Here is a 13,650-nt window from a genome sequence, read left to right on the forward strand (position 1 = left end):
GATTTATTTCATAAGGATTAAATTAGATCGCTCCAACGCTTCGAAATTTTTCATCCCTAAATAGTCTCGGAGTTTGGGTAAGTTCCCTGGTTCGCTGATCAGAAAATCTGAGTGGTCCAGCATTCCGGGAGGGCGCGAATTGGCAGCAAGCTCTTCTGCATGGGAATCGAGGATTGCGTTCAACTCCTTTGCCAGCTCGGGGCGTTTTTCGATCAGGTTCCTGGTTTCACCCAGATCGTTCTTCAAATTGTAGAGCTCGAACTTTCCTTTAGCTCCGCGAACCAGTTTCCAGTTCCCGCGGCGGATGGCATCGATTTCGTAGAAAAGGACCTTATGTGCAGACTTAGCTTTCGCATTCCCGAGCAGGGCATTCAGGGAGTTTTTCCCATCAGTTATCCTGTCGGCGGGCATTTCGGCTCCGACCAATTTGGCCAAGGAGGGTAATACATCGATAGAAGCGGTTATCGCTTCAGTGACCTGACCGGCGGGAATCGTTCCCGGCCACCAGGTGAGGGTGGGCTCTCGCATATGCCCTTCGTACTTCGGACCGCCTTTGTTTCCGCGAAGCGGTCCGGCGCTCATGCCGCGTGCGGGACCATTGTCAGAAGTGAAAATGAAGAGGGTATTCTCATCGATTCCCAGTTCCTCCAATGTATCCAGAATTCGTCCCACACTGGTATCGACTTCCTCAACAGTTGCTCGATCAATATCACCTTCCGCCTTTTTAGCTAGATCCAATCTTCCGAAACGTGGCAGATGAACATAGGCGTGCGGTATATAAAGGAAGAAAGGTTGGTCTTTGTGTTTCTTTATGAACTTAACCGCCTCATCGGTGATCACCTCACAAAGGAGGGATTGGTCGGCGCCATCACTTACATAGGCTACCACTTTGTTTTGTCTGAGGACCGGAAGCGGGGTGTAGGTTTCTTTAGTATGTCGATGGCCATTCAGGTTAAAGGGCCACATGTCGTTGGAGTAGGGGATTCCAAAATATTCATCAAAGCCGTTTTGCAAAGGGAGAAACTCGCGTTGATCGCCAAGGTGCCACTTGCCAAATATACCGGTTCTGTAACCCACGGATTTCATGGCATCGCCAATTGTTAACTCGGTTGGGTTGAGCCCCCGTTTTTCGTTGGGAAAACAGACCGTACCATCCATTCCGATACGTGCGGCATAGGTTCCGGTCATCAAAGCAGCGCGGGACGGGGTACAAGCAGTGTTTGAAGTATAATACTGAGTTAACCGGTTTCCTTCCTGGGCCATCCGGTCCAGGTTGGGTGTCTGGTTCACTGTGTTGCCAAACGGACCTATGTCACCGTAGCCCATGTCATCAATGAACATGAGCACCACGTTGGGTTTGTCCGCCGCGAGGGAGGCCAAGTAGGGGTAAAGAAGTATTAGGAATACGGAAAACGTTTTCTTATGGTGCATGCGAGTAGTTGGTAAGTTCCTAATTCCTTCGGCCCTCCAAATTGATTTTTGGAATTTCTGATTCATCCCAATCGAGGCGTTTGAAGTAGGCCGTCAGTTGAGCGTAGAGTTGTTTGGTCATCTCTGGTTTTTCCTCAGCCAGATTTTTACTTTCTCCAATATCCTCCACCAGGTCGTAGAGTAGTAGCTGATCGGAGTCGGCATCCTTGATGAGCTTGTGCCGCCCCTGAACGATGGTGAGATCGTGACGGTTGTTGGGCTTGGTATATTTGAAAACGAGGAAGGGGTCTTTGCGGCGGATAGGTTGTTCACCGCTGCTTTTCAGGTGATCGAGTAGGGAACCACCCTCGACTGTATCTGGAAACTGACGGGTGCCATTGATGATATCCATCGCAGTCGCGTAGATATCCGTTCCCACCACCGGTTCAGCAGAATGGGTATTCGCAGGGATTCCTGGTCCACGGACAATAAAGGGTACACGAATACCACCTTCGCTTACATGATACTTGTGACTGCGTTGCGGGAAGGCTTTGTAATAACCTCGCTGGTCAACAGGCTTGTGGTAATCGTGTTTGTCTTCGTAGCCGTTGTCGGCGGTGTAGATGACGTAGGTATTCTCCCGAATTCCCAGTTCATCGATTTTGTCCAGAACGCTTCCTACGCCCGCATCGAGGTTCTCATTCATGGCGGCCCAAACTGGACTGTTTTGGTAGGGCGTTGCCTTTTTCGCGTGCTGAGTCTTGTACTTTTCAATGGTTTCTGGGAGAGCCTGGTAAGTGAGATGATTGGCGTAGTGAGAAATCTGGAGGAAGAAGGGTCGGTCTTCCTGAACCTGCTTCTCCATAAAGGCATTGGCCTTACGAGTCAGACTGAAGATGAATCTCGGATCTCTCGGGTGTGGAGAATCCGGGTTGTTCCGATTTTTCCCCCTCGTTACGTTGGGGTCGTGCCCATCACCATATTCGGCCACATCATAGCCGAGTTCCGAAGGCTCCCATTCGATATGCCATTTGCCCATATGCGCGCATACGTAATCCGGGTTTGCTTTTTTAAGGCGATTGGCCAGGGAGTCCGTCACGGCCGCATCGACATTCTTGCCGATATTATCTGCTCCCCAGATCTGGAGACTGGAGGGACTGCGCCCAAATTGGATGGCATAGCGCGTAGGCGAACAGGTGGGTGCTGGAGCGTAGGCCTGCGAGAAGCGCATACCTTCCTTGGCTAATTGCACGAGCCTCGGCGTCTGGTAATAAGTGCTGCCGGATCCCGGGATATCTGGATGCATCCGAGTGGAAAGCGCGTTCCAGCCTTGGTCGTCGGCCAGAATAAGAATGATATTCGGCCTGTCTGCAGCGACTGCCGCAGACAATCCTAGAAACATAATCAGTAAAACCAACGCTCTCATAGTATCCCGATTAATAGATGGTGCCCATTTGCCAGGCATCGAGTGAGACCAGTTTCGCATCCGCACCCTGAGCACGCAAGGCAACTCCAAGACTGTCTTCGCGTCCCGGATATGTGCGTGCCGCCACACATGCTTTTCCGTTTACGAAAACTTCGACCACACTGCGGTCGATAAAGATGTGGAGTTTGAGCGGTTCTCCTTTGCCCCGTTTGAAACTATCCATCTCAGGTGGACGGGACGCAGCTGTTGGAAGAATCGAGGAACGTGTATTGTCGAGCGTAACCACGGTGTCGGACATGACCTCTCCCGCAGCTCTGCGAGCCCGCATGTCATCTAGACCGAAGGTTCTTGGGCTGTAACCCTTCTCAGGCTGGATGATAATACGGGTTTTTTCTTCACCTCCTGGAGAACGAAGTAGTTCCAGTTCTATCGTTTGCGCTGAATTCGGATCGATTTCCGCAATCAGTTCCATGGTGTTACCAGAAATGGTTTTCAGGACCACGTCCTCATTGGCCGGTAAGCTGAGGTTTTTGACTCTCTCATGATCTCCACGTAGCGAAGCATAATCTCCGGCCGGTTCCTGACGGATGGGATCCCAAATATCATCCGGCTCCAAAGTGATCCTTCGTGGTAGGGACATTAGTTGATTCCAGCCCTTGCTGGGGTAACCAGGATTCATATTGAAGATGGTAATGAGGCCGCCTTTACCATCCGGAAACACGGACGGAGCATGTACGCCACCGGGAGCAGATGGCCCGTGATTAAAGTCTCCCCCATCGGTCACTTTAAATTTCAGGCGCTTCTTATCAAAATCTCCAAGCATCCATTTTCCGCCACTGGTATGACTGTAGTGAATGAGCATGTGCTTTTCCTCATTCTTCCCGATCGGCCAGAAGTAAGGGCAGGCCCCATCATCACCCACCATCCCGTAACGATCATCTTCCAGAAATTGATGGATGTATTGCCAGTTTTCCAAGTCGGAAGAACGATGTAGATACGTAGCACGAACGTTTTTACCTCCCGGGCCGTCTGCAGTTTGGCCAGCAGTGAGGGTGTAGTAGTAATCACCTTCTTTGAAAATGGCCGGATCGAATATGCGGTTCGGTAGAGGTGGAGGCCCAGCAGTCCATTCGGGAATCACTGCTTGGCCAGTGACCTTTTCCCAGTTTAAAAGTAAGGGATCACTGGATACGGCAACCATCGTTCCCACTTCAGTGCCATGATACATGGCAATCGCACGGTCCTCCTCGATGATTACATTACCCGAAAAGCAAGCGCGTTCCGGATCAGGATAAATGGCGTAGGGAAGGTCCCGCCAATGTATGAGATCATCGCTGACCGCGTGCCCCCAGTGCTGACGAGGGTCTTCTGGCGGATAACCTTGGTAGAACATGTGCCACTGACCGTTCCAATAGCTCAGTCCATTGGGGTCGTTCAGGCGGTTCTCCGGACTGCTAAAATGGTAACGAGGGTAATGGGGATCTTCTAATAGCTTTGCTCGCGACTCATGAAAGCGTTTGAGCAAAGAGTTATCGGCCAGTTCTTTTTCCTGTTTCTCAAGAGTCTCCGAAAAGGTGAACCGGGGAACTGGGGAAGCGTATTGACTGGAAGAAGTCTGGGCTGCGACAAAAGTAGTGACTGAGATACTCACAGCCAATATCAATAGGATATGGGTTCGTTTCATTTATATTCTAATTCTATTAATTATTGTATACAAAAATTCAACTCACAAATCTTGATGCCACTTCCTCCAGGGAGTTTCCTTTGGTTTCTGGAACAAACATCTTTACCCAGGTCAGCTTAAGAATCATCATAAAGCAGAAGAAGCCAAAGACAACGCTGGCCGGAACGGGCCTCCTCCATTGAAGGAAAGAATAGGGTTAACAAGGCGGCAAAAACCCAATGAGTACCACTGCCAAGTGATTGACCTTGGGCGCGGTGAAGATTGGGAAATATCTCCGAGATAAATACCAGATAACCGCTCCCTGTCCCACGGCATGTGCGGCGATAAATGCAAAACGGAACAATGGCAAAACTCTCAGATGCAAATGCCCAGGCACAAGGCCCCAAAAATAGGGCCCTAAGTGAGGCATAGCTCCTGACCTGCAGCGTAAGGAGATTATTAGAACACAGCGATCCCGTAGGTCCTCCCCAATTGGAGCACACCGTAACCTACCTAACGGCCTTCGCTTTTGCGAAATTTCAAGGGTAGCGTTCCCATGTGGCGCTTAAATTGGCGCGTGAAAGAGCTGTGGTCGTAAAATCCACAGTCAAGCGCGATTTCAGTTATGATTTTATTTGTGTACTTTAATTTGTCGGCAGCGATAAGAACGCGTAGTCGGAGAATGTATTCCCGTGGGCTGATACTGAATCGCTTTTTGAATAGCCGCTCCAACTGCCTTTGAGAGAGACCTGCGCGTTGAGAGAGTTCGGGAATGTTGATAGTCTGATCGAAGCTGCCTTTGATTAAGTCGACTACCTTGGAAATAGGGTCATCGGGATCGTCAAACGAGAGCTGATACGGTTGAATGAGCCCGCAAATCGCGACCACTGATCCAGCTTTGTTGAAAATCGGGTACTTGTTTGTGATGTACCATTCGGGAAGTCGATCGCGTGAGGGAAACAGTTCAACCAGATTGAGAAGGGGCTTTCCGGAACGCAGTATCGTTTTGTCGTCCCGAGCGAATTTGTCCTCCATGTATTTTGGAAACATTTCGATATCGGATTTCCCCACTAATTCCTCGACGGAAGTGAATCCGCAGTGTTCAAGAAACCGCTGATTTCCCATGAACAGCCGGCGTTTGCGGTCCTTGGCGAAGAACATGATTTTTGGGATGTGTTCGAAAAGACGGTAGAATTCTCCCCCTAAGCGAAAATTCTCTAAACAGGACTCGAATGACTTCATGGCGAAAAAATACTATTATTAGGCACAAATAGTACAAGCTGAATAAATCGGATTCTGTTAGGATAAGATTGCATGGATTGAAACCCGCTCTAATCTGCCGGTTTTACGTTCCCCTCATGAATATTAATTTAGTATTAGATACAGCACTATATGTCGGATAAAGTTAATGTCGCTCTCGTGGGTCTCGGTTTTGGAGCTGAGTTCATTCCTATCTACGAAAAGCACCCCAATGCGAACATCGCCGCGATTTGCCAGCGGAATAAGGAGTCGCTAAACAAGATTGGAGACGAGTTCGGAATCGACTCGTCAAAGCGCTACACTTCGTACGAGGAGCTGCTCAAGGACCCTGGCGTTGATGCAGTGCACATTAATACACCTATTGGAAGCCATGCCCCCCATTCGATCCAAGCATTGAAGGCTGGCAAGCATGTGGCCTGTACGGTGCCGATGGCCACGACGGTTGAAGAGTGCCGCGAGATTTGCGAGCTGTGTGAATCAACTGGGTTGACCTATATGATGATGGAGACGGTGGTCTACAGTCGCGAGTTCTTGTTTGTTAAGGAACTGTTCGACAAGGGCGAGCTTGGACGTATCCAGTATTTGCAGTCGAGCCACCAGCAAGACATGGATGGCTGGCCAAGCTATTGGGATGGCCTCCCCCCTATGCACTACGCGACTCATTGCGTGGGGCCGGTTTTGGCTCTACAACGAAATCGGGCGGAAACGCTGTCTTGCTTCGGATCGGGACGAATAGAGGAGGAAATGATTCCAATCCATGGCTCTCCATTCGCGATAGAGTCTTGTCAGGTGACCTTCAAGGATTCAGATGTATCGGCACGGATCATACGGTCCTTATACAGTACGGCTCGCCAGTACCGTGAGAGCTTTGATGCCTACGGTTCGAAGAAGAGTTACGAGTGGCCGTTAGTGGAAGGGGAGAATCCGGTGATCCACACGATAGGCAAGCCTGAGCCGGAAATTCCAGAACGAGTGGAGGTGCCGGATTTCGCGGATCGATTACCGGTGGAGATTCAACCATTCACGGGTCGTGGCGTTTACGATTCCGGCGACAACCAGCATCTCTCGTTCACGCAGGGAGGCGGGCATGGCGGGTCGCATCCGCATTTGGTTCACGAATTTGTCAGCGCCCTGCTCGAGAAGCGAGCTCCGTACCCGAACGCACCTGAGTCGGCTAATATCACCTGCGTCGGGATTCTGGCCCACGAGTCCGCGATGGAAGGCGGAGCGCTCAAACAAATGCCCGAGTTTACTTTGAAATAGCATCTTCACTTCTGTCCCGTACCCCTACCCATGACACTCACCCTATTTTATCGTAGTCGTTCGCCTGCGGGCGGCCGCTCGCCTCTGCGGTTTTTACTGCAGGCTCTGCTTGTTGTAACCGTACTTGTTGTTTCACTACAGACTGGCTTCGCCCGCCCGAATATCCTGTTTTGCATCTCGGATGATCAATCTTATCAGCATACGGGTGCCAATGGGGACCCAGTCATTAAGACGCCCGCCTTCGATCGGGTCGCCAAGGAGGGGTTGCGTTTTACCCATGCATTTTGCGATGCCCCGACCTGCGGTCCCTCACGCAGCGCGATATTGACGGGGCAATCGATTTGGCGCCTGGAGGAAGCGGGCAATATCCATAGCACTTTGCCGGCGAAGTTCGCGACCTATACGGACGAGTTGCGGAAGGCCGGCTATAAAGTAGGAGCCACTGGCAAGGCGTGGGGTCCGGGACGTTTGGAAGCGGGTGGCCGGACGGAGAATCCCGCTGGACCACTCTTCGAGGGGAGAACGCTCGATCCTCCCTTCAGGATGATGCGCAACACGGACTATGCTGGGAATTTCGACGATTTCATGGCGGAGGTCGACGGAGACGAGTCCTTTTGCTTTTGGCTGGGAACGAGCGAACCGCATCGCGCTTTTGAAGCGGGCTCGGGTCTAAAGACAGGGAAGGATCTCAGTAAAATTGTCGTACCGGCGGTCTTTCCGGACAACGAGATCGTCCGCAGCGATATCGCTGACTATCTGGTCGAGATCGAGCATTTCGATACGATGGTAGGGCGAGCAATTGCGACCTTGGAAGAGCGAGGACTGCTTGATAATACGATCGTCGTGTTGACCAGCGACCATGGCATGCCTTTTCCGCGAGCTAAGGCGAGCCTCTATGATTTGGGTTCACGGATCCCATTGGCGATTCGCTGGCCCGAGGGAATTGATAATCCGGGTCGGGTGGTCGATTCCTTAGTCAATCTGAGCGATCTCGCTCCTACGTTCCTAGATGCCGCGGGTCTGAAGCCTCCTAGGATGATGAGCGCTCAGAGCCTGGTGGCTGTATTCGAAGGCAAGAAGCCGAAGGGCCGCGACGCGGCGTTTATCGCCATGGAACGTCACGACGGATGTCGCGCGGGCGGAAAGGGCTATCCGTGTCGGGCGATTCGCACGGCGGATTTCATGTACATCTACAATTTCGAGCCGACACGTTGGCCTTCGGGTTCGCCCGATGCATCTGTATGTGCTCGAGCATTACCGTATGGAGAGATCGATTCGTCGCCGACCAAGACCTTCATGATGGAGAATCGCCACACGCACGGAATCGCGGATCTCGCCTATCTTTCCTTTGGCATTCGTCCGACCGAGGAGTTGTACGATTTGAAGAAGGATCCCGAGCAAATGGTTAACGTGGCAGGATCGGTTGAATACGAGTCGACGCGGGCTCAGCTCCGCGACCAGTTGTTTGCCCAGTTGAAGAAAACTAAGGATCCGCGTGTCGTCGGCGGCAACGTAGATTGGGACTATTATCCGTACTACGGGCGAATTAGGACCGAAGGCTGGACGGTGGAGGAAAAGCCGTGAGAGCGGGATTGAGAAGCGGAGAGATGGAGAGATCGAGAGATGGAGAGATGGGGGGATTGTGGGTTGCAATGCGACGACTGAATACGCTTTTCCCAGCGCGTCTTTGCGTTCCCTTAGTCTGCGTGCTTTTCGTACCGTTTGCTGCGGCTCGTCCCAATATTCTTTTCTGTATTTCTGACGACCAGTCCTGGGCGCACACGGGAGCCAATGGCGACCCAGTGGTCAGTACGCCCGCTTTTGATCGCGTATCGGCCGAGGGACTGCGATTCGTCAATTCGTTTTGCGACGCCCCGACTTGCGGCCCTTCCCGCAGTGCGATTCTGACGGGCCAGCCGATTTGGCGCCTGGAAGAAGCGGCCAATATTTGGAGCACCTTACCGGCGAAATTCGCTACCTATACGGATGAATTGCGGAAGGCTGGCTATAAAATTGGGACCACGGGCAAATCTTGGGGACCGGGGCGCTTGGAACCGGGAGGTCGCACCGAAAATCCGGCGGGGCCCGCTTATATGGAACGAACGCTAGAGCCTCCTTTTCGAGGAATCCGCAATACCGACTACGCTGGAAATTTCGCGGACTTCTTGTCGGAAGTGGATGGGAATGAATCGTTTTGCTTTTGGTTGGGCACGAGCGAGCCGCATCGTTTTTATCAAGACGGGGCGGGGTTAAAGACTGGAAAAGATCTCAGCGAAATCGCAGTTCCGGCGATCTTTCCAGACAATGGAATCGTACGCAGTGATATCGCTGATTACCTCGTTGAAGTTGAGCACTTTGACACCATGGTGGCTCGTGCGATTGCGCTCTTGGAGGCGCGTGATGAGTTAGACAATACCATCATTGTCGTTACCAGCGATCACGGCATGCCTTTTCCTCGAGGAAAGGCAACAGTTTACGATGATGGTGCCCGCGTTCCTTTGGCGATTCGCTGGTCGGAAGGGATCAAGAATCCGGGCCGTTCGATTGAAAGTCTGGTGAACCTAAGCGACCTGGCCCCGACCTTTCTGGAGGCAGCGGGCGTACCCGTTCCAGGTATGATGATCGGTCGCAGCCTCATGGGGCTTTTCTCGGGTTTGCGGTCTGCGGATTGGGACGCGGCATACATTGGGTTTGAGCGACACAGCGGTGCCCGAGCGGGTGGGAAAGGTTACCCTTGTCGGGCCATTCGAACAGAGGACTTCCTGTATATCCATAATTTCGAGCCGGGTCGCTGGCCGGCGGGCTCACCGGATCCAGAAGCATGCAATCGGTTGATACCATTCGGCGAATACGATTCATCTCCGACCAAGACTTATATGATCGAGCATCAATACGATCATGGGGTCGCCGCGTTGGCTCATCTCGCCTTCGGGAAACGCCCTGCGGAGGAGTTGTACCGATTGAAAGATGATCCCCATCAAATGTACAACGTTGCGGGCTCGAAAGGGTTTGAGGCGATTCAAGCGGACTTGCGAGAGCGGTTGTTCGCGCATTTGGAGAAGACGAAGGATCCGCGAGTTGTTGGAGGTCTCATTGAGTGGGACTATTACCCGCACTACGGGCGTCATGCTAACAAGAACTGGAAAGTAGACGAGCGGCCATGAGAAGAAACAAAATTGTAACCGTATTTTGGATATTCTCTTTCCTCTTATCTGCCGCACAGTCGCAGGATAAGCCGAATATCGTTTTTATCTTTTCGGACGACCACACCTGGCAGACGATTTCGGCGTACGGCCATCCATTATCCAAAGTGGTGCCGACGCCGAACATTGATCGGATTGGTGCGGAAGGGATTCGCTTCGACCGATGCCTGGTGACGAATTCGATTTGCGCGCCTTCGCGTGCGGTAGTCTTGACTGGGAAGTACTCCCACCTCAATGGGCAGATAAATAATTTCAATACCTTCGATGGAGGACAAGTAACCTTTCCTAAATTGCTGCAGAAATCTGGATACGAGACGGCAATCGTGGGAAAATGGCATTTAAAATCCGTGCCAACGGGCTTCGACTACCACGAAGTGATGCGCGGTCAAGGTCGCTACTACAATCCAACCCTCTACACTGACGGGGAACCCACAGAGTATGAAGGTTACAACACGGACGTAGTGGTGGACCGATCACTGGATTGGCTAAAGAGCCGGGATTCAGACAAACCCTTCATGCTGATGAGCCAATTCAAGGCGACTCATGGCCCGTTTCAGCCGGCCCTTCGCCATCTCGGTGAGCTCGATGACGTCACTGTCCCCCTGCCGGACAACTTTTTCGACGACTATACTGGTCGTAGCCGTGCTCCTGGGAATCACAATACCAGTATCGCAAATGTGATGCCGCTTAGCAATCTCAGTATTGACTATCGGATACAGGGCGAGCAGCTTGCTCAGTACCGTAGCCATTTCGATGAAGCTAACGAGGCCTTCGAAAAGGCGAATCTTCAAGGCGACGAACGGGCAAAGTGGCGATACCAGCGCTTTATCAAGAATTTCCTCCTTACGAGTAAAGGCATCGATGAAAATGTGGGTCGCTTACTGGACTATCTCGATGAGAGTGGTTTGGCGGAAAATACAATCGTGATCTATGCGGCGGATCAGGGCTTTTTTCTTGGAGAGCATGGTTGGTATGACAAACGGTGGATGTATGAGGAGTGCTTGAAGACGCCGCTTTTGGTTCGGTGGCCCGGTGTCACTCAGGAAGGTCGAGTCAGCAGCGATATTGTGTCTAATCTGGATTTCGCGCCCATGTTTCTTGAAATGGCAGGAGCGTCGATTCCGGGCGAAATCCAAGGCCGCAGTCTGGTTCCTTTGCTCAAGGGTGCCGCTCCCGAAAACTGGCGAAAGAGCTTTTATTACAAATACTACGGCGAGCGGCGTGGAGGAAGTGTGAGCGAAGGATACTATAACCACGGCGTCCCACCCCACGAAGGCGTGGCCGACAAACGGTATAAGCTGATTAACTTCAAACACGACGATGTGGATGAGTGGGAATTATTCGATCACCAGCGTGATCCAAGTGAAATGAAAAGCGAATATGGAAACTCTGAATACGTTGAGACTATTGCTCGGCTTAAAACGGAACTCGAGCAACTGAAGCAGAGATTCAAAATTGAGAATTAAAGGTAGCGGCCGATCTCCGAACGGCCAAAATTTGAACGTGAGTGTGGCTGCTCGGAGATCGGCCGCTACCAGTAAGAGAAATTTATTATGAACCCCAGTATACGTCCCTATTTACTCATCGTAGCTTTCCTCGTCGCCACAGCGGCGCTGGCCAAGCAACCCAACATTATCATCGTCATGACTGATGACCAGGGTTACCCTGAGTTGTCAGTTAACGGAAATCCGATCCTAAAAACACCTCATCTCGATCACCTGCATAGCGAGAGTCTACGCTTGGAGGACTATCACGTGTCTCCCATGTGCGCGCCGACGCGCGGTCAGTTGTTGACTGGCTTGGATGCCGCTCGCAATGGGTGCATCAATGTAAGCAGCGGACGCGGACTGTTGCGACCGGAGGTACCGATTATGGCAAACTTCTTTGGGGACGCGGGATATGAGACCGGCCTATTTGGCAAGTGGCATTTGGGTTCCAACTATCCTTTTCGTCCCGAAGATCGAGGATTTGATGAGACCTGCTGGTTTCCTTCCTCCCACATTGGATCCGTTCCGGATTTTTGGGGTAATGATTACTTTGACGACACCTATGTGAACAATGGAAAGTGGAAGAAGTACAAGGGCTACTGCACCGATGTTTTCTTTGAGGAGAGCATGTCATTCATGAAGCAGGCTGCCCGACAGGGAAAACCGTTCCTATCCATCATCATGCCTAATACGCCTCATGGCCCTTTGGTTGCTAAGGACAAAGATGAGGCTGCAATCAAGAAGATCCTCGATCAACCGGAGTTCGATGACATCGATCCCGAGATGAAGGTCCGTCTGGCCGACTACTTGGGCATGATCTTGAACATTGATGAGAACATGGGGGCGATGATGAAGTTTCTTGCCGACGAAGGGATTAAAGATGACACAATTGTGATTTTTCAGACCGACAATGGCAGCACCCATGGCCCACGTTACTACAATGCTGGAATGCGGGGTGGGAAAACGGAATTGTGGGAAGGAGGCCATCGCGTTCCTTGTTTCATCAGTTGGCCTAACGGCGGTTTGTTGGAGCCGCAGGATATCCAAGGGCTCACGCAAGTTCAGGATATGCTGCCAACGCTACTTGATCTCTGCAACATTCCCAACGACGCTAAGTTCGACGGAATGAGCCTGGCCTCTATTTTGAAAGGAAAAGCGGTCGTTCCCAAAGATCGGATGCTGGTGATCAACTACAGCCGCATGCCCAGTTTCGTTAATTACCCAACCCCGTTCGCTCAGACGCTCATGCAGCGAAATCTGGGTGAGGTACTCTGGAAGCGTTGGCGATTGCTTGAAGATCGCGAGCTCTACAATCTTGAGACCGATCCGCTGCAGCAAAACAACGTGATCGATAAGTATCCGAAGGTCCTGTCTAAGATGCGAGGCAAGCTAGATGATTGGTGGGCCGACGTAGGGCCAAATGCCAATGACGTTCAGCGGGTGATTATCGGCAGCGAGCACGAAAATCCGTCGCGCTTAACAGGCTGCGAGTGGCTGGACGTATTTATTGATCAGCAAAGGCAAATTCGTGTTGGACAGCACAAAACAGGCTACTGGATGTTGGAGGTAGCTGAGCCCGGAGAATATGATTTCGAGCTTCGTCGTTGGCCGAAGGAAATCGATCGTCCTCTGGTAGCTCCATCGGAGGATGGCCAAGGAGCAATCCCGATCACTCAAGCGAGCTTTTATCTGAGTAACTACCATCACTTAAGTATTAGCGAAAAGACCGCTTATGGATTCGAGGGAGAGACGAAACAGATCGGACCGAACGACACTTCGGTTACGTTCACTGCCCAGTTGGAAAAGGGCCCCATCGCATTGCATACTTGGTTTCGGGGAGGTTCTGGCCATAGAGGCGGCGGAAACTTAAGTACAATTCTGAGTGCGTACTATGTGTATGTGACGAAGAAGTAGGAGATGGATATGTTTGTATATTTT

General features: G+C 51.6%; 11 protein-coding genes. 5 read left to right on the forward strand and 6 right to left on the reverse strand.

Features of this window, described 5'->3' with window-relative positions:
- Nucleotides 1–3 precede the first annotated feature (3 nt).
- The 6 genes from GA004_RS07115 to GA004_RS07130 are packed head-to-tail and all read right to left on the reverse strand — an operon-like array spanning nucleotide 4 to nucleotide 5,741.
- Nucleotides 4–1,431 (reverse strand): sulfatase family protein, encoded by a 1,428-nt coding sequence (locus tag GA004_RS07115; RefSeq protein WP_283396626.1) that lies wholly within the window; start codon nucleotides 1,429–1,431, stop codon nucleotides 4–6.
- A gap of 19 nt (nucleotides 1,432–1,450) precedes the next feature.
- Nucleotides 1,451–2,836: a sulfatase-like hydrolase/transferase gene (locus tag GA004_RS07120; RefSeq protein ID WP_283396627.1), complete on the reverse strand. Its 1,386-nt coding sequence runs from the start codon at nucleotides 2,834–2,836 to the stop codon at nucleotides 1,451–1,453.
- Nucleotides 2,837–2,846: 10 nt separating this feature from the next.
- Complete coding sequence (locus GA004_RS07125) at nucleotides 2,847–4,520, reverse strand: glycoside hydrolase family 32 protein (protein ID WP_283396628.1); 1,674 nt, start codon at nucleotides 4,518–4,520, stop codon at nucleotides 2,847–2,849.
- A 37-nt stretch (nucleotides 4,521–4,557) separates the two neighbouring features.
- Nucleotides 4,558–4,650, reverse strand: coding sequence for a hypothetical protein (locus GA004_RS17950; protein ID WP_343218828.1), 93 nt, complete (start codon nucleotides 4,648–4,650; stop codon nucleotides 4,558–4,560).
- Nucleotides 4,637–5,002 (reverse strand): MFS transporter, encoded by a 366-nt coding sequence (locus tag GA004_RS18160; RefSeq protein ID WP_425492900.1) that lies wholly within the window; start codon nucleotides 5,000–5,002, stop codon nucleotides 4,637–4,639. The genes GA004_RS17950 and GA004_RS18160 overlap by 14 nt, the downstream gene beginning before the upstream one ends.
- A gap of 10 nt (nucleotides 5,003–5,012) precedes the next feature.
- The gene (locus GA004_RS07130; RefSeq protein WP_283396629.1) at nucleotides 5,013–5,741 is read right to left on the reverse strand and encodes a helix-turn-helix domain-containing protein; all 729 of its coding nucleotides are present in this window, start codon (nucleotides 5,739–5,741) and stop codon (nucleotides 5,013–5,015) included.
- Nucleotides 5,742–5,891: 150 nt separating this feature from the next.
- Here GA004_RS07130 and GA004_RS07135 point away from each other — a divergent pair, with 150 nt between their 5' ends.
- The 5 genes from GA004_RS07135 to GA004_RS07155 all read left to right on the forward strand — a co-directional run bounded on the left by GA004_RS07135 (nucleotide 5,892) and on the right by GA004_RS07155 (nucleotide 13,626).
- Complete coding sequence (locus GA004_RS07135; RefSeq protein ID WP_283396630.1) at nucleotides 5,892–7,022, forward strand: Gfo/Idh/MocA family protein; 1,131 nt, start codon at nucleotides 5,892–5,894, stop codon at nucleotides 7,020–7,022.
- A gap of 30 nt (nucleotides 7,023–7,052) precedes the next feature.
- On the forward strand, nucleotides 7,053–8,606 hold the full coding sequence (locus tag GA004_RS07140) for a sulfatase family protein (protein WP_283396631.1): 1,554 nt from the start codon (nucleotides 7,053–7,055) through the stop codon (nucleotides 8,604–8,606).
- A 23-nt stretch (nucleotides 8,607–8,629) separates the two neighbouring features.
- A complete protein-coding gene (locus GA004_RS07145) occupies nucleotides 8,630–10,186 on the forward strand; it encodes a sulfatase family protein (protein ID WP_283396632.1) in 1,557 nt (518 codons plus the stop codon).
- Complete coding sequence (locus GA004_RS07150; protein ID WP_283396633.1) at nucleotides 10,183–11,691, forward strand: sulfatase family protein; 1,509 nt, start codon at nucleotides 10,183–10,185, stop codon at nucleotides 11,689–11,691. Before GA004_RS07145 ends, GA004_RS07150 begins: the two co-directional genes overlap by 4 nt.
- Nucleotides 11,692–11,778: 87 nt before the next feature.
- Nucleotides 11,779–13,626, forward strand: a complete 1,848-nt coding sequence (locus GA004_RS07155) for an arylsulfatase (protein ID WP_283396634.1) — start codon at nucleotides 11,779–11,781, stop codon at nucleotides 13,624–13,626.
- Nucleotides 13,627–13,650: the final 24 nt, after the last annotated feature.

It is taken from the genome of Candidatus Pelagisphaera phototrophica (assembly GCF_014529625.1).
In the GTDB taxonomy this organism is placed as follows: domain Bacteria; phylum Verrucomicrobiota; class Verrucomicrobiia; order Opitutales; family Opitutaceae; genus Pelagisphaera; species Pelagisphaera phototrophica.